Origin of the sequence: Lacibacter cauensis (assembly GCF_007830055.1) — a bacterium.
In the GTDB taxonomy this organism is placed as follows: Bacteria; Bacteroidota; Bacteroidia; order Chitinophagales; family Chitinophagaceae; genus Lacibacter; species Lacibacter cauensis.
The window spans coordinates 306,453-324,780 of the sequence record NZ_VLLE01000002.1; the positions used below are offsets into that span (position 1 = coordinate 306,453).

General features: G+C 42.0%; 9 protein-coding genes. All 9 read left to right on the top strand.

From position 1 onward, the window contains the following. The first annotated feature begins 8 nt into the window (after positions 1-8). On the top strand, positions 9-863 hold the full coding sequence (locus IQ13_RS01390; protein ID WP_242009446.1) for an amidohydrolase family protein: 855 nt from the start codon (positions 9-11) through the stop codon (positions 861-863). 17 nt (positions 864-880) lie between these two features. After that, the gene (locus tag IQ13_RS01395; protein WP_144883763.1) at positions 881-1,918 is read left to right on the top strand and encodes an L-rhamnose/proton symporter RhaT; all 1,038 of its coding nucleotides are present in this window, start codon (positions 881-883) and stop codon (positions 1,916-1,918) included. Between the two features lie 111 nt (positions 1,919-2,029). Beyond that, positions 2,030-3,094 (top strand): Gfo/Idh/MocA family protein, encoded by a 1,065-nt coding sequence (locus IQ13_RS01400; RefSeq protein WP_144883765.1) that lies wholly within the window; start codon positions 2,030-2,032, stop codon positions 3,092-3,094. An 18-nt stretch (positions 3,095-3,112) separates the two neighbouring features. Next, positions 3,113-4,504, top strand: a complete 1,392-nt coding sequence (locus tag IQ13_RS01405) for a pectate lyase (protein WP_144883767.1) — start codon at positions 3,113-3,115, stop codon at positions 4,502-4,504. Position 4,505: 1 nt separating this feature from the next. Continuing rightward, on the top strand, positions 4,506-7,157 hold the full coding sequence (locus IQ13_RS01410) for an alpha-d-galacturonidase (protein WP_144883769.1): 2,652 nt from the start codon (positions 4,506-4,508) through the stop codon (positions 7,155-7,157). A 76-nt stretch (positions 7,158-7,233) separates the two neighbouring features. Beyond that, positions 7,234-8,781, top strand: a complete 1,548-nt coding sequence (locus IQ13_RS01415; RefSeq protein WP_144883772.1) for a glycoside hydrolase family 28 protein — start codon at positions 7,234-7,236, stop codon at positions 8,779-8,781. A 267-nt stretch (positions 8,782-9,048) separates the two neighbouring features. Further along, positions 9,049-11,835, top strand: coding sequence for a glycoside hydrolase family 95 protein (locus IQ13_RS01420; RefSeq protein WP_144883774.1), 2,787 nt, complete (start codon positions 9,049-9,051; stop codon positions 11,833-11,835). A 235-nt stretch (positions 11,836-12,070) separates the two neighbouring features. Continuing rightward, positions 12,071-15,490, top strand: coding sequence for a malectin domain-containing carbohydrate-binding protein (locus IQ13_RS01425; RefSeq protein WP_242009447.1), 3,420 nt, complete (start codon positions 12,071-12,073; stop codon positions 15,488-15,490). A 24-nt stretch (positions 15,491-15,514) separates the two neighbouring features. Next, positions 15,515-18,253 carry a family 78 glycoside hydrolase catalytic domain gene (locus IQ13_RS01430; RefSeq protein WP_144883778.1) on the top strand — a complete coding sequence of 913 codons (2,739 nt, stop codon included), beginning with the start codon at positions 15,515-15,517 and terminating at the stop codon, positions 18,251-18,253. The last annotated feature ends 75 nt before the right edge of the window (positions 18,254-18,328 follow it).

Sequence of the window (18,328 nt, forward strand, 5' to 3'; positions counted from 1 at the left end):
CTTTGCCAATGACACAGATGATTGCGGATACACATGTTCATATATGGGACTTTCACCGTGCGGAATATGCATGGCTGAAAAATAATACCAGTATTCTCAATCGTACTTACGCAATAGAAGAACTCGAAACGTCGAGGATAGCAGCCGGAGTAACTACAGGCATACTCGTTCAGGCCGCTAATAATTTTGAAGATACAGACTGGATGTTGCATGTGGCAGATAACACATCATGGATCGCCGCTATTGTGGGATGGTTGCCTTTAACCGATCCGGATGCAACATTAAAAGCACTGCAAAAAAAATACGGCAAAGAAAATTATTTCAAAGGCGTTCGTCATTTAATACATGATGAACCTGATGCACAATGGTTGTTGCAACCGGAAGTGATCAACAGTTTGCACATCTTAGCCGACCATAATATTCCTTACGATGTAGTAGGCATTTTGCCCGAACATATTGAAACAGCATTGGAAGTTGCCAATAAAGTACCGCATTTGAAAATGGTGTTCGATCATCTCAATCAACCACCCATTGCAACAAACGAACAGTTTGGACGATGGGGTGATCTGATGAAAGAAGCGGCACAACACGCAAACTTTTATGCAAAGATTTCCGGTTTGGGTACCACTTCGCAAAAAGGCGAGAGCTGGGCGGCAGACGATATAAAACCGTATGTAGCTTTTGTGTTGGAGCTTTTCGGCACCGATCGTTGTTTTCTTGGTGGCGATTGGCCCGTGTCGTTGCTTGCAGGCAGTTACACCGGCGCCTGGAAAAATTACCGCACTGTTATTGATGAATTGTTGCCTGCAGAGGAACGTTCAAAAATTTATTATCATAACGCAGCAAACTTTTATTCGTTTTAAACCATCTGCAAAAGTGTATGGAAGTAATTAACGGCGTTTTGTTTCATGCAGTAGGTGCTTCCAGCGCTTCACTCTGCTATACTCCACAGAAAAAAGTTAAAGGCTGGAGCTGGCAAACCTATTGGCTGGCGCAGGCAGCGGTATGCTGGTTGTTGTTACCATTGTTTGTTGCATGGTTAACCATACCGCAGCTGGCAACGGTGTTGAAAGAGGCACCGGTAAGCGCTATGCAGCGTAGCTTCTTTTTAGGGATGGCTTATGGTATTGGTGGCACTGCATTTGGTATTGCTATCCGTTATGTTGGGTTCTCATTAACGTACGCCATTTCAGTAGGCATCAGTTGTGTGTTGGGTACGTTGTTACCTCCATTGGTTAGCGGTACTTTGGGCGATGTGTTATCGGGTACTGGTGCCGGCTATCTCATCAGCGGTGTAAGCATGGGCGCATTTGGTATTGCAGTATGCGGCTTAGCCGGGCGCAGTAAAGAAAAAGATATTGAGCAGCAGGAGAAGAAAGAATCCGTTTTTTCATTGGCAAAAGGATTACCGCTTTGTTTGCTGGCAGGTGTATTATCCGCATTGTATGGTTATTCGTTAAACCAGGGACAGCCCATTGCCGATGTTGCAGCAAAATATGGTGCAGGAAGTTTTCAGGGAAATGTGATCTATATTTTTTCCAACACAGGTGCTTTTATCACAACAATGATCTATTGCATCTACCTGCATCGAAAAGAAAAAACTTTTGCAGAGTATGCATCAACAGGTGAAGCCGGTTTAGGGTTGAATTATGTAATGGCTATTTTAACCGGTCTGTTGTGGTATGGACAGTTTTTCTTTTACGGGCTTGGCCACGTACGCATGGGGAAGTTTGAATTCAGCAGCTGGGCTATTCACATGATCATGCTCGTGTTGTTAAGTGCTCTAACAGGATTGTTATTGAAAGAATGGAAAAGCAGCAGCAGTAAAACAATCCGTTTACTTTCTGTTGCCATTGTGATATTGATTACAGCCGTATTGCTGTTAACCTACGGAAATAAATTAGGAGCGGAAGTTTAAAATAATACTTCGTGAACTTTGTGTGTTTTCTCTTTGTGTCCTTTGTGTTATAAAGAACACAAGGAACACAAAGACTTCACAAAGACCACAAGCGATTAAGAAAATATGTCAATGCACGAACGGGATATCGCCTCTGCACAATTGCCCATTTACATTATCGGGGCAGGCGGCATTGTGAATGCTGCACATTTACCTGCCTATATGCTGGCAGGTTTTCATGTGCAGGGTATTTGCGATCTCGATCCGGAGAAAGCAAAAACAACAGCTGAGCGTTTTGGTATTAAACAAGTATTTGCAAGTCCCGAAGAGTTGTTGAAGGATTTACCTGCAAATGCAGTTATCGATATTGCAGTGCCCGGACCAGCATTGATTCCATTGCTGGAACAATTACCCGATGGAGCTCCGGTGTTATTGCAAAAGCCGATGGGTGAGGATATGGATGCAGCAAAGAAAATACTTGCGATCTGTAAACGAAAAAACCTAAAAGCAGCAGTCAACTTTCAACTACGTTATGCTCCCTTCATTCTCGAAGTAAAACGGATGATGAATGAAGGATTGTTAGGTGAGATTAATGATATAGAAGTAAACGTGAATGTATACACGCCCTGGCATCTGTGGGATTTTTTAATGGCCTCGCCTCGTGTAGAAATTTTGTACCACAGCATTCATTATATCGATCTGGTACGGCATATACTCGGCAATCCGAAATCGGTGTATGCGAAATCGACCAAACATCCGAGCATGCCTGCACTGGCATCGGTACGCAGTAATATCATTATGGATTATGGTGATATGATCAGGGCAAATATTCTCACCAATCATTGTCACAATTACGGTACACCCAAACAACAATCCTACATCAAGTTCGAAGGAACAAAAGGTGCTGTCATTATCAACTTTGGGGCACTCATCAATTATCCCCGTGGCGAAGCCGATAGTTTTGAATATGTGTTTTTAGAAGAAGGCAAAGAGCCGCAATGGCAGGAAAAGAAAATCGAAGGCAGCTGGTTTCCCCATGCGTTTATCGGAACCATGGAGCAGGTAATGCTGGCAGCTGCAGGAAAAATTGAAAAACCGGATAATGCAGTGGAAGATTGTTTGTACACGATGGCATGCACAGAAGCCGCCTACATGAGTTGCCAGCAGGGCGGTATTCAACTCAACCAACTCGTTTGATCTTTTGAATCAATTACAATGAACAAGCACTTATACATTTTACTTACCTTTTTTATTTTTTCGCAGCAGTTATTTGCACAGCAGGTTGCGTTTCCCGGTGCCGAAGGTTTTGGGAAATATGCAACAGGTGGAAGAGGAGGAAAAGTAATTGCCGTTACAAATCTGCATGATAGTGGTGAAGGAAGTTTCCGCTGGGCATTGGAACAATATCCCGGCGAACCGTTGACGGTTGTATTTGCAGTATCAGGAATTATCGAACTGCAATCAAAAATTCAGATCAAACGTTCCAACTTAACCATTGCCGGACAAACAGCTCCCGGCGATGGCATCTGTTTAAAAAATCAATCACTCATTTTAAATGGTGCTTCTTCAAAAGGTAATCATGGTAATATCATTATCCGTTTCATTCGTTCACGTCCCGGTGGTACGTTGAAAACAGGATTGTATGGTTTTGATATGGAGAACTGTCATGATGTAATTGTTGATCATTGCAGTTTCAGCTGGGCCAATGAAGAATGTGCGGCGATGTACGATACAAAGAATGTAACGGTACAATGGTGTATAGTGAGTGAAGGTTTGTACGAAGCCGGTCATCAGAAAGGACATCGTTCGTATGGCGGTGTATGGGGCGGGCAATATGCTTCTTATCATCATAATTTATTAGCACACCTTAATAGTCGTGCTGTTCGGTTCAATGGAGCAAGAGCACATGATACCATTGCGTTGATCGATTACCGCAATAATGTTATTTACAACTGGGGCAATGCCAATGCAGCTTATGGCGGCGAAGTGAATATTGCAGGCGGAGTATCGCAAGTGAATATCGTTAACAACTATTACAAACCCGGTCCTGCAACTGCTGCTGAATTAAAATTTGTCAATGCTTCTTATCAAAAAGAAAACGGCAAAGGAACAGGACAATGGTTTGTGGAGGGTAATATCATGGAAGGCGATAAGGGATTAACGAAAAAAAATACGAATGGTGTTGACCTGCAGGCACAGGGTTATCCTACAGGAGCAATTGCTGATAAGGCGTTTGCTGTAAGTATCGCATTACCTGTTGAAACAGCAAAAGAATCATACGAGAAAGTGTTGCGTTATGCAGGTGCAATCTTCCCCAAGCGTGATGCAACTGATGAACGTGTGGTAAACGAAACAAAAACGGGAACTGCAATGGGCAAAGGTGTATTTGGTAAGCCCGGCATTATTGATAGTCCGTTAGCAGTTGGAGGCTGGGCCGAGTATAAAACTGCAGTTGTACCAGTTGATACAGATAAGGATGGCATGCCCGATGCATGGGAAATAAAAAAAGGATTGAATCCAAATGATGCCAACGACCGCAACAAAGTGGACGCAAGCGGTTATACCATGCTGGAAATTTATTTAAACGAATTAGTGGAAGTGAAATAACATGAAGCAGTTTTTTTTCATCATATCATTATTTGTTTGTTCAATCCTGTCAGCGCAAGTGAAGATTGAGAACAAACAAGTTTCATCAAGAACAAAGTTTGGTGAACAGCGATTGAATGCAACCATTGCACAGTTAAAACTGAATACGGTAAAGCACAGCATTGTTCTCAGTAAACAGGCAACCGGTAAGAAAGAAGGGTTCTCAATTGAAACAAAAAATAACAGCACTACTATTATAGGTAATGATGAGTCAGGAATTTTATACGGCTGTTTAGCTTTTGCTGATGAATTAAAGAAAACAAAAAAGTTTCCTGTTACTTATTCATTCAGCGATGCACCCGAAATGGTCTTGCGTGGTGCATGTATCGGTGTACAGAAACCGTACTACCTCCCCGGAAGAAATGTGTATGAATATCCTTACACACCCGAAACCTTTCCCTGGTTTTACGATAAAAAATTATGGATACAATATCTCGATTCAATGGTAGCGAATCGCATGAACTCTTTGTATCTCTGGAATGGTCATCCATTTGCATCGTTAGTGAAGCTGAAAGATTATCCGTATGCAGTGGAAGTAGATGAAGCAACATTCAAAAAGAATGAAGAGATCTATCGCTTTTTAACAACAGAAGCAGATAAGCGTGGCATCTGGGTGATCCAGATGTTTTATAATATCATCGTCTCCAAACCTTTTGCTGAACATCATAAGATCAAAACACAGGAACGTGAACGTCCCATCATTCCTCTCATTGCTGATTATACACGTAAATCCATTGCAGCATTCGTAGAAAAATATCCAAACGTTGGCTTAATGGTTTGTTTGGGTGAAGCAATGGAAGGTGTGGGTAATGATGATATAGAATGGTTCACTAAAACAATTATTCCCGGCGTAAAAGATGGTTTGAAAGCATTGAATAAAATAGAGGAGCCGCCCATCGTTCTGCGTGCACATGATACGGATGCACCTGCTGTGATGCGTGCTTCCTTACCACTCTATAAAAATTTATATACCGAAGCAAAGTTCAATGGTGAAGCCTTGACCTATGCACGGCCAAGAGGGACATGGGCAGAGTTGCATCAAACATTGAGCAGACTCGGCAGTGTGCAAATTGAGAACGTACATATCCTTGCCAATCTTGAACCGTTTCGTTATGGCTCACCTGATTTTATTCAGCAGAGTGTAATTGGTATGCATGAAGTGATGGGCGGTAACGGTTTACATTTATATCCGCAGGCATCTTATTGGGATTGGCCTTACAGTGCTGATAGTGTAAAAGGCAAACGTTTATTGCAAATAGAAAGAGACTGGATCTGGTACAGCGCCTGGAGCCGTTATGCATGGAAAGCAAAACGTAACCGTGATGAAGAGATCGTTTACTGGAGTAAACAATTCGCAGCAAAGTTTGGTTGCAGTGAAGCAGATGGCAGAAGAATATTAACAGCATATGAAGAGAGTGGTGAGATTGCTCCAAAGCTGTTGCGTCGTTTTGGTATTACGGATGGTAACCGTCAAACATTGACATTGGGTATGTTGATGACGCAACTCATCAATCCATTCCGTTATGGATTATTCACTTTGTTGTATGATGCGGAAGCACCGGAAGGAGAAATGATATTGGATTATGCAGACAAACAACAGAAAGGAATAAAGCATATTGGTGAAACACCACCACAAGTCGCTAATGAAGTGGTGTTACATGGTAACAAAGCTGTTGCAGCTATCATGGAAGTATCGAGAAGAGTGACGAAAAATAAAGAAGAGTTCAACCGCATTGTCAACGATATGTACTGTTACAAAGCAATGGCCGATCATTTCAGCAGTAAAGTAAATGCTGCAGTGCAATTGCTGAAATACAAATACAGCGGTAATGTTGCTGATCTTGAGTTGGCAGTACCCATGCTGGAAAAAAGTGTAAACGATTACAAAGAACTGGCTGCTTTAACTGCAGGTTCATACCTCTATGCCAACAGCATGCAAACACAGCAGCGGAAAATTCCTATGCGTGGTTCAAACGCAACGTTTAAACATTGGACAGAGATGGTGCCGGTATTTGAAACCGAGCTAAAGACGTTTAAATACAAGATTGATTCTCTCACAAACAGGTCCAACACAAAGGTGCAGGATCGTAAGCCATTTTTACAGGTGGATGCAAAGTTGAATCATGTTCCGGTTGTATTGAACGAAGGTGCACAACTTTTCAGCGATACAGGTTTTCGCATTAAACAACTTCCGTCTGAATTGAAGGGAATGAAAGCTGTACAGTTAAGTTACAGACAACAGTTGCGAAGCGCTACCGAAATTGATTTTTATACCGATAAGCCGGTAAAAATATTGGTGGGATATTTCAGAACACAGCGTGCAGCTTTCACGACAGATACTGTATTCGCCAAAGCACCTGAGTTGGAAACAAATGCCAGTGCTGATGATTACGGCCAGGCCGAAATAAAAATTTCCAATGCTATAGCGATTGACGGTATGCCACCGGTGAACATTCACAGTTATACATTCAAAGCGGGTTCACATACATTAAAGTTACCCAAAGGAGTTTGCTTAGTGTTGGGATTTGTTGATGGTACACAAATTATTCCTGTGTACGATGCGATGCTGATGAGCGATGCAAAGAATAAAAATATTGATTGGTTATTTGAATAGTCTCTTACAGATTTCATAGAGCAGCACAGAAAAAATCTGTGTATATCAGTGGCATCTGTGAGCAAAAATGAAATACATGAAAAAACTGATTCTCATTGTTTTTGTTACAGCCGTTTGCTTTGCCGCAACGGCTCAACGTTTTTATGATGTGACCAAATACGGTGCAAAGAACGACAGCAGCAAGCTGGCAACAAAGCCCATTGCTGATGCTATTGCTGCAGCATCAAAAGCAGGTGGCGGCACGGTGTATTTTCCTGCGGGTAAATATTTAACCGGGCCGATTCATCTCAAAAGCAAAATCACCATTTTGATTGATGCAGGTGCAGAGCTGCACTTCTCTGATAACTTTGATGATTACCTGCCGATGGTGCAAAGCCGTTACGAAGGAGTGGATGTGATGAGTTTTTCTCCATTGTTTTATGCATACAAAGCAGAGAATATTGCTATCACCGGAAGAGGTACAATTAACGGACATGGACAAAAGTGGTGGAACTATGCATTGACGTTTTATAAAAACCAAACGGAACGTAACAAGTATCAACTCTTGTTCGACAGTTTAAATAAAGACATTCTGTTGCCCGATGACCCCACACAAATGAAACGAGGATTTCTTCGTCCACCGTTTATACAACCGTTGTATTGCAAGAATGTATTGATCGAAGGTGTTACCATCACCAATTCTCCTTTCTGGACAGTAACACCGGAGTTCTGCGAAAACGTAACGATCAAAGCAGTAACCATCAACAATCCACCATCACCAAATACTGACGGAATCAATCCATCGAGTTGCAGGTATGTGCATATTTCCGATTGCCATATCAGTGTGGGTGATGATTGCATTACCATCAAATCAGGTAAAGATTTGCCGGGCAGAACAAAAGCAACGCCTGCTGAAAATTATACCATCACCAATTGCACCATGCTCAGCGGACATGGTGGTGTGGTGATTGGTAGTGAAATGAGCGGTGATGTAAAGAAGATCGTCATCAGCAATTGTGTGTTTGATGGAACTGATCGAGGCATCCGTATTAAAACTGCAAGGGGAAGAGGTGGTGTGGTGGAAGATATTCGTGTAGATAATATTGTGATGAAGAATATCAAAGCACAAGCGATTGTGTTAGATATGGAATACGCAAAAACACAACCTGCGCCGGTGAGTGAACGTACGCCACAGTTTCGCAATATCCGTTTGAGCAATATCACAGCCTATACCAAACAAGCGATGTTTATTAATGGTCTTGATGAAATGCCGGTTAGCGAGATCAGTTTGAATGATTGTGTGTTTGAAGCTGAAACAGGCATCACTATCCGCAATGCAAAAGATATAGAACTGCACAATGTACGGGTGAATACCAAAACGGGATCACCATTGTCTGTTGAAAAAGCAGAACGTATAACGGTGAATGGTTTTGTTTCGGCTAAACCATTAACAACTGCTCCGTTGATCCGCTTAACAAATGTGCAGGATGTATTGCTGATGAATAACTGGCCTTTCAGCGGAACAAAAACATTTGCAGAGATCAAGGGAGCGAGCACAAAAAATATTTTGTTTAAGAACAATATGCTTGGTGAAGCAGCAATGGTTGTTGCGGATGATGTGAAGAAGGATGAGGTGAAGCAGTGATGAGTAATGAGTGATAAGTGATAGAAGTTTTGGGTGATGCAGGATACAACCACGAAGTGGTTTCATTTGGATAACCTGAATGATGCACATGAAAGTAACTCCACAGGGGTTCAATGAAATGACAAACCTGTTCCGTAGGAACATCTGATCGGTTGAACAAAAATGAATGGAAGGTTTTGCGTGCCGTAGGTACGCTTGGTAAATGATGAATAGAATTGTTGCAGTACAAGAGTGCGACGCAACAAAAGTTTAATAGCAGCAATAACAATGATACAAAAATTAAAATTCACGGCTTTTGCAACAGCAATCTGTTGCTTACAAATTTTACACGCACAGGATTTAAAACTCTGGTACAAGCAACCTGCTGTTAAATGGACAGAGGCATTGCCGGTTGGTAATGGTCGCATCGGCGCAATGATATTTGGCGGCGTGGAAAACGACCGCATACAATTCAACGAAGAAACATTGTGGAGTGGTGCGCCTAGAAATTACAGCAGACCAGGTGCCTACAACTATTTAGACAGCATCAGGCAATTGTTGTTTGCAGGCAAACAAAAAGAAGCAGAAGCGTTGGCCGAAAGAGAATTCATGGGATTGAAAAGTTTTGAAGCAGAACGCAGCGGCTGGATCGCAACAGTTACTGCCGATAAAAAATATGCAGCAGCAAATTTTGATGACAGCGATTGGAAAACAATGACGGTTCCGCATTGGGATGGTTGGGAAACAGTTGGCTTTGAAGCATTGGATGGTGCAGTGTGGTTACGCACAAGTTTTGTGTTACCCGAAAACTGGAAAGAAGAGGATATGGTTTTTGATTTCAACCGTATTCGTGATTGGGATTATACGTATGTAAACGGGCAACTGGTAGGCTCGCAGCAAAATGCAGAAGGAAGAAAATACACCGTTGCAAAAAATCTTTTGCAAAAGGGAAAAAATACAATTGCCATTTTGGTGTTAAATTTTTCGAACAAAGGTGGTGTGTATGGTTATAAGGATACAGCTATTCATACTGGTGTTTATCCTAAGGGCAGAGAAACAGAAAAAATATCGTTGAACGGGCAATGGAAATATTTTGTGTTGAATGATAATCCGCCACCTGTTGGTACATACCAGGCCGATTATCAACCATTTGGCGATTTGAATTTGCAGTTTGCAAATACAACAGGCTTTAGCAATTATAAACGTGAGCTGAATATTGCTGATGCGATAGCTTCAACTTCTTACTCACTTGCAGGTGTTGAGTATAAACGTGAATATTTTGTATCGGCTCCTAACCAGGCATTGGTAACAAGGATTACTGCAAATAGAAAAGCAAGTATCAGTTTTAGTGCAGTACTCACCAGTCCGCACAGAAGTTATACGGTTGAAAAATTAAATGCCAATACGGTAGTGCTTTCAGTGAAAGTACGTGTGGGAGAGTTGAAAGGAAAAAGTTATCTGCAGGTGAAGACGGTTGGAGGAACTGTTATAATTGATAATGGAAAATTGATCATTACAAACGCTGATGAAGCAACAGTATTTCTGACAGTGGGAACGAACTATAAAAATTACAAAGACATCACGGCTGATCCGTCGCAACCATGTGTTGCTGCATTGAAATCGCTGGAAGGAAAAACATATCAGCAAGTCAAAGCTGCACATGTTGCAGAGTATAAAAAATGGTTCAACACATTTTCCATAACAATGGGCGATAGTAAGAAAGCTGTATTGCCCACAGATGAACGCCTCGCCAATTTTGCGAATGGCGATGACCCATCTTTCGCAGCTTTGTACACACAATACGGGAGATATTTATTGATCTCATCTTCACGCCCGGGTACAAGACCAGCGAATCTGCAAGGCATCTGGAATGATTTAACAAATCCACCTTGGGGCAGTAAGTACACCACCAACATCAATGCGGAAATGAATTACTGGCCTGCAGAGTTACTCAACTTATCTCCTATGCATGAGCCGTTGTTTGATATGATCAGTGAACTGGCAGTAACAGGAAAGCAAACAGCAAAAGATCATTACAATGCACCGGGTTGGGTACTGCATCACAACACTGATTTGTGGAGAGGTACAGCGCCGATCAATGCCGCCAATCATGGTATTTGGGTAACAGGTGGTGCATGGTTGTGTCAGCATTTGTGGGAACGTTATTTATTTACACAGGATAAAAATTTTTTACGCAACAGGGCTTATCCCATTATGAAAGAAGCGGCCCTGTTCTTTAACAGCTTTCTTATAAAAGATCCTAAGACAGGTTATCTCATCAGCACACCATCCAACTCACCTGAGCAAGGCGGATTGGTTGCAGGGCCAACAATGGATCACCAGATCATTCGTGCATTGCTGCAACATGTAATTGAAGCAAGTGAAATTTTGAATGTAGATGTAGCGTTGCGTGCAACATTAAAAGAAAAATACAAACAGATTGCGCCGAACATGATCGGTAAACATGGCCAGTTGCAGGAGTGGATGCAGGATGTTGATAATCCAAACAACAAGCATCGTCATATTTCGCATTTGTGGGGCATGTATCCCGGCAATGAAATTAATTATGATGAAACGCCTGCGATGATGAATGCTGCAAAGCAATCGCTCATCTTCCGTGGCGATGAAGCAACAGGATGGAGTTTGGGTTGGAAGATCAACTGCTGGGCACGTTTCAAAGATGCTGAACATGCATTTACAATGGTGAAAATGTTACTTAGCCCGGTAAAAGGTGGCGCAGGCAGTTATCCGAATTTATTTGATGCACATCCACCGTTCCAGATCGATGGCAACTTTGGCGGTGCTGCCGGTATTGCTGAAATGCTTGTGCAAAGTCATACAAAGTATATTGATATACTTCCTGCCTTGCCTGCTGCTTTTGCAAATGGCGAAGTAAAAGGAATTTGTGTGCGTGGTGGATTTGTAATGGATATGCAATGGAGTAATGGAAAGTTAACCAAACTGAAAGTATTATCTAAAGCAGGAACTGAGTTGCGTTTGCGTTACAATGGCAAAACAAAAACAATTAAAACAAGCAAGAACGGAGTGTATACGTTTGATGGAGAGCTTAAATAAATTTTATACCATTGGTGATGTTTCCTACAACAGTATTTCAATGAAGCTTCTGTTGCGTCGCAGTCTTGTGGCACATAATATAAATGAACATTTTTGTGGCACCCCGCTGCAAGCGGTGGTACGTTCTTGTCAATTTTCTGCAACCCACCCCTTAGTCCCCTCCAGGGAGGGGATGCTCACTCACAGCCCTCGCTTGTGTAAGAGCTTGCTTTTCTTTGTGCTTCTTTGTGCATTTGTGTCTTCGTGGCAAAAAACGAATGCACAACGCCAGGATATTTCATTAAACGAAAACTGGCTGACCATTGCAACAAGTAACGATCAGCAATTACCTGCCGATACTTACCAGGCAACCATCAACAGCAACTGGAAGAAAGTAAATGTTCCGCATAACTGGGATCAATACGAAGGTTACAGAAGATTGCTGCACGGCAACCGGCATGGCGACTCCTGGTACCGCAAAACATTTGCAGCGAAACAATCAACTAAAGGCAAACGTTTCTTTTTGTTTTTTGAAGGAGTGGGATCCTATGCAACAGTTTATCTCAATAATAAAAAAGTAGGCGAGCATAGCGGCGGACGAACAACGTTTACATTGGATGTAACCGATGTGATCAAAACGGATGGAACCGCAAATCAACTGGCAGTACGGGCCTATCATCCATCCAATATTCAAAACCTGCCCTGGGTTTGTGGCGGTTGCAGTGATGAACGTGGCTTTAGTGAAGGTTCGCAGCCGATGGGTATTTTTCGTCCTGTGCATTTAATTGTTACAAATGATGTGCGCATTGAACCCTTTGGTGTGCATGCATGGGCTGATATTACAGAGAAAAATGTTCAATTGAATATTGCGACTACATTCAAAAACTATTCGAAGAAGAAACGAAATATTGTAGTTGAACACAGGTTGATAGATGCCAATGGTAAAGAAGTAAAAAAGATAGTTGAACAAGGGATAACAGTTGACAAGAATGTTGCTGTTGAAAATAAATCCGACGTCATACATCCTACATCAGCCATCAATCTCTGGTCAGTTGAAAATCCTTATCTCTACAAGATTATTTCAGTCGTAAACGAGAACAATATTGTGCTGGATAAAGTTGAAACAGCATTTGGTTTCCGCACCATCAATTGGAAAAACCCAACCAGTCAATTCATCTTAAACGGAAAACCTGTTTTCATCAACGGTATTGCCGAGTATGAACATTTGTTGGGGCAAAGTCATGCGTTCAGCAAGGAGCAGATCTTTTCCCGTTTTAAATGGATACAGTCAGCAGGCTTCAATGCTTTTCGTGATGGTCATCAGCCCCATCATTTATTTTACGGACAATTGTGCGATGAAAAAGGAATTCTTTGGTGGACACAACTCTCTGCACATGTATGGTACGATACCCAAGAGTTCAGAGAAAATTTCAAACAGCTGTTAAGAGAGTGGGTGATCGAACGACGCAACAGTCCATCCATTATTTTATGGGGCTTGCAGAATGAAAGTAAACTGCCGGAAGATTTCGCTAAAGAATGTACAGAGCTGATCCGCTCACTTGATCCAACTGTATCAACACAACGGTTGGTAACAACCTGTAACGGTGGAAGCGGAACCGATTGGGATGTGCCGCAAAACTGGACCGGCACTTATGGTGGTAATCCTGCAACCTATGGCGATGATGTAAAGAAGCAAGTATTGATCGGTGAGTATGGTGCATGGCGCACAATTGATCTGCATACGGAAGGTGGCTTTGTGCAAAATGGAATTTTGAGTGAAGACAGAATGGTGCAGTTGATGGAACAGAAAGTTCGTTTGGCAGAATCGGTGAAAGACAGCAGTGCAGGACATTTCTTTTGGTTATTGACATCGCATGATAATCCCGGTCGTGTACAAGGCGGTGAAGGTTTGCGTGAACTGGATCGTATTGGTCCGGTGAATTACAAAGGATTACTTACACCTTGGGAAGAACCAACAGATGCCTATTATATGTTTCGCAGCAATTATGCGGATAAGAACAAAGAACCGATGGTTTACATTGTTTCTCATACATGGCCCAACAGATGGATGAAGCCCGGCATCAAAGACAGTATTTATGTGTACAGCAATTGCGATGAAGTGGAATTGTTTAATGATGTGAATGGTTCTTCGCTGGGTAAACGAAAGAAGAATGGCATTGGTACGCATTTTCAATGGGACAATGTCAACATTCAATACAATCTGTTGTATGCAGTGGGATATGTGAATGGAAAGGCAGTTGCGAGAGATACCATTGTGTTAAATCATTTACCGCAATCACCCAATTTTAAGCAGTTGTATGCAAATGCGAAAGCGTTAACCAAAGCAACAGCAGGTTATAATTATATCTATCGCATCAATTGTGGTGGACCTTCTTATAAAGATGACAATGGAATTACATGGGCTGCAGATAAAGGATTTGCTACATCATGGACAAAAGATTTTTCTGAAGTGCCAACCAATTTTGCAAGTCAACGCAGAATATTTTCTCCCATCAAGCATACAAAAGACTGGAAATTGTTTCAAAGCTTCCGTTTCGGGAAAGATAAACTCATGTACGAGTTCCCCTTACCCGATGGCGAATACATCGTTGAATTGTATTTCATTGAACCTTGGTTAGGAATTGGCGGTGGCATTAATGCCAAAGGGATGCGCTTATTTGATGTTGCTATCAATGGGAAAACTGTTATTAACGATTTAGACATCTGGAGTGAAGCAGGTACGAACACAGCGCTGAAGAAAACGGTAAAAGCAAAGATCAACGGTGGTAAGATGATCATCTCATTTCCGGAAAGTAAATCCGGACAAGCGGTTATCTCAGCTATTGCCATTGCTTCAATAAAGAGCGGAATTAAACCGGCAGCAGCGTCTTCGCTTATCAGTAATCTTGTTTGTGGTAATTGTACAGAACAAAGCTGGCTGGATATTGGAGATAAAAATTATACCTATTCAAATACTACTATCAATAGCCTGCCTTCAAATTTATTTGGGGCTGACTGGATACGATTGGATCAGAATAAAGAAACCAGTCCGGTATCATTTACAACAAATGCCGAACTGGATCTTTTTTTTGCGGTGAATGAGAATCGATCTTTCGCTGATGCCGAGGCTCTGCATACGCAACTGATTACAGATGGAATTGGAGGAACAGAATATAAAATATACCGTAGAAGATATGCTGCAAACACAGAGGTCGGACTGATGATCGATCCATTCACTTTGCTGTTTTATCTTCCTGTCAACAAAATGCAACCCGCCTACGATCTGAAACCAATCACTGCTTATCGCACAAACGTTGCAATAGTTCGAGATGGTGTAACAAAAGATTCTGTCAACGGAAGATTATGCGCCGTGGTAAAAACAAATGCAGCCGCAAACATGCAATGGCCAGTGCAAACAGGAGTGGCCGATATTTATTCCATCACTGTAAAATATTATTATCCGAAAGAACAAATCGTAAAAGCGAAATTGCAGTTGTTTGATGCAGGTGGCAACAGGATGATGGATGAAGCTGTGCAGTTTACATTTACACGGGTAGGTAAATGGAACCAGTTCACCGTAAACACAGGGTCGCAGATTAACGCAGGAAACTATGTGGTGAAACTGGAATTGGAGAATGGGGAGCAGGTAGCGGTGTCGGGGATAGAAATACAATAGTCAATATTAAAAGCTAAGATGAGAATGAAACGATACTTGTTGATAGTTATGGTTGTTTTGCTGGGCTTTCAGTTAAACGCTCAGCAATTAACTGTTGTCAATCTTCGTTGCGAAAGCAGAACTAATCCATTAGGCGTTGATGTAACGAAACCCAAACTCAGCTGGCAGTTACATTCAACTCAGCAAAATGTAGCACAAACTGCTTATCGTATTCTTGTTGCAGATGATGCGGCGTTATTGAAAAAGAATATCGGTAACGTGTGGGATTCGAAGCAGATCAAATCTTCAGCATCCATACAGGTTGCTTATGCTGGTAAAGCATTACAATCAGCAAAAAAATATTACTGGAAAGTACAGGTGTGTGATAATAAGGGTGCCGTATCAGCATGGAGCAGCGGTTCGTATTGGCAAATGGGTTTGTTGCAAACAAACAATTGGGGCAATGCAAAGTGGATCGGTTATGAAGAGATCAACGATACAGCCATCATTGCGCCGCACGTGCATCTGAGCGGAAAAAAAGCATGGGGACCACGCAAAGATATTCTGCCGCTGCTGCGTAAGGAATTTGTTGTTGCAAAGAAAATCAAACAGGCGACAATGTTCATCTGTGGGCTTGGTCATTTTGAAGTAAGCATCAACGGAGAAAAGATCGGCGATCATTTTCTGGCACCGGGCTGGACCAACTACAGTAAACATGCACAGTATGTAACCTTTGATGTAACAAAGAATATAAAGGAGGGGAAGAATGCGATTGGTGTAATGCTCGGTAATGGTTTTTATTATATTCCTTCGGAACGTTACCGCAAGATGACCGGTGCTTATGGCTATCCCAAGCTCATTACAAAAACAGTGATAGAGTTTACGGATGGAACTACACAGCAGATTAGTAGTGATGAAAGCTGGAAGACCGATCAGTCGCCCATTATTTATTCAAGCATCTTCGGTGGTGAGGATTATGATGCGAATCTTTTTCAGCAAGGATGGAACGAGCCGGGATTTAATGATGCGAAATGGAAACAGGCAGTCGTTACCAACGGTCCGGCTTTGCTTGAATCGCAAATGAATGAGCCCGTGAAAGTGATGCAGCAATTACCTATACAAACAAAACGGGAATTAAAATCGGGCGTTACGTTGTATGATCTTGGACAAAATTTTTCCGGTGTTCCTTCCATTACGGTAAAAGGTAACAAAGGCGATACCGTGAAATTGATCTGTGGCGAATTGATTAATGAAGATGGCACAGCCAATCAAAAAGCAACAGGCAGCCCGTCTTACTTTACATACATTTTAAAGGGGGATGGCGAAGAAAGCTGGCATCCTTTGTTTACATACACTGGCTTCCGCTATGTAGAAGTGCATTGCAATACGAAAGAAACGAATCAATCACTTCCGCAAGTAATAAAATTAGAAGGACTGCATATCCGTAATTCAGCAAATACGGTTGGCTCATTCAGTTGTTCGAACGATTTATTTAACCGCACACATACCTTGATTGACTGGGCCATTAAAAGCAATATGGTGAGTGTGTTCACCGATTGTCCGCACCGGGAGAAACTTGGCTGGCTCGAAGAAACACATTTAGTGGGCACTTCTGTTCATTACAGGTATGATGTGGCAGCGTTGAATAAGAAAGTGATCAACGACATGAAGAATGCACAGTATGCCAACGGAAAAATTCCGGAGATTGCTCCTGAGTTTACGGTGTTTACGCCGCCGTTTGATGAATCACCAGAGTGGGGCAGTGCAGCCATAATTTATTCCTGGTATAATTATCAATGGTATGGCGATAAAGAAACCTTGCTGCAGTCGTATGATATGATGAAGGCTTATGTGCTGTATTTAAAAGGCAAAGCGAAAAATAATATTCTGTCGCATGGGTTGGGCGATTGGTTTGATATTGGTCCGAACAAATCAGGCTTTGCACAAATGACGAAGATGGGTGTAACAGCAACGGCCACGTTTTATTATGATCTCAAGATCATGATCAAAATTGCAACGATGCTGAAGAAGAATGAAGATGTGAAATTCTATGAGCAATTGGCAGCAGATGTAAAAACAGCTTTCAATCAAACATTTTTTGATCCCATCAAAATACAATACGATTCTTCCAGTCAAACTGCCAATGCCATGGCCTTGTACATGGGTTTGGTGGAAGAAAAAAACAGGCAGGCTGTTTTGGATGCGTTGATCCGTGAAATCAGAAGCAGGAACAATGCCTTAACTGCCGGCGATATCGGTTACCGTTACGTATTACAGGCGCTGCAGCAGGCGGGTCGTAGCGATGTAATTTTTGATATGAACTATCGGGATGATGTGCCGGGCTATGGTTATCAGCTGAAACATGGTGCAACTGCACTCACCGAAAGCTGGCAGGCGTATGAATCGGTGTCGAACAATCATTTTATGCTGGGGCATTTAATGGAATGGTTTTATGCCGGGCTTGCGGGTATTCAACAAACAGAAAATTCCATCGCATACAAAGAAATTGTGATCAAGCCTGAAGTGGTGGGCGATGTAACCAATGCTAAAGCAAGTTTTCAATCGCCGTATGGTTTAATTAAAAGTGAATGGGTAAAAACAATCTCATCATTTAACTTGCGGGTGGAAATACCTGCCAACAGTACAGCTGTTGTTTATCTTCCTGCAAAGCCGGGGCAAACGGTTTTATTGAATGGAAAGAAAGCAGTTGTTATGAACGCAGATGGCAGAGCAGTTGTGAAAATTGGTTCAGGTACTTATGAGTTTAGTGTAGCAAGTAATTAGAATAGGTTGTTATGCCAATGGAAAAACCCCGTAGGGGTTAAAGGTTAATAGAAAATAATCAATAGGGCAATCAGC

What these genes read in the sequence shown, in the direction of transcription:
- IQ13_RS01390 (WP_242009446.1), top strand. Translation starts at nt 9, where the DNA reads ATGACACAGATGATTGCGGATACACATGTTCATATATGGGACTTTCAC.
- IQ13_RS01405 (WP_144883767.1), top strand. Translation starts at nt 3,113, where the DNA reads ATGAACAAGCACTTATACATTTTACTTACCTTTTTTATTTTTTCGCAG.
- IQ13_RS01420 (WP_144883774.1), top strand. Translation starts at nt 9,049, where the DNA reads ATGATACAAAAATTAAAATTCACGGCTTTTGCAACAGCAATCTGTTGC.
- IQ13_RS01415 (WP_144883772.1), top strand. Translation starts at nt 7,234, where the DNA reads ATGAAAAAACTGATTCTCATTGTTTTTGTTACAGCCGTTTGCTTTGCC.
- IQ13_RS01395 (WP_144883763.1), top strand. Translation starts at nt 881, where the DNA reads ATGGAAGTAATTAACGGCGTTTTGTTTCATGCAGTAGGTGCTTCCAGC.
- IQ13_RS01410 (WP_144883769.1), top strand. Translation starts at nt 4,506, where the DNA reads ATGAAGCAGTTTTTTTTCATCATATCATTATTTGTTTGTTCAATCCTG.
- IQ13_RS01430 (WP_144883778.1), top strand. Translation starts at nt 15,515, where the DNA reads ATGAAACGATACTTGTTGATAGTTATGGTTGTTTTGCTGGGCTTTCAG.
- IQ13_RS01400 (WP_144883765.1), top strand. Translation starts at nt 2,030, where the DNA reads ATGCACGAACGGGATATCGCCTCTGCACAATTGCCCATTTACATTATC.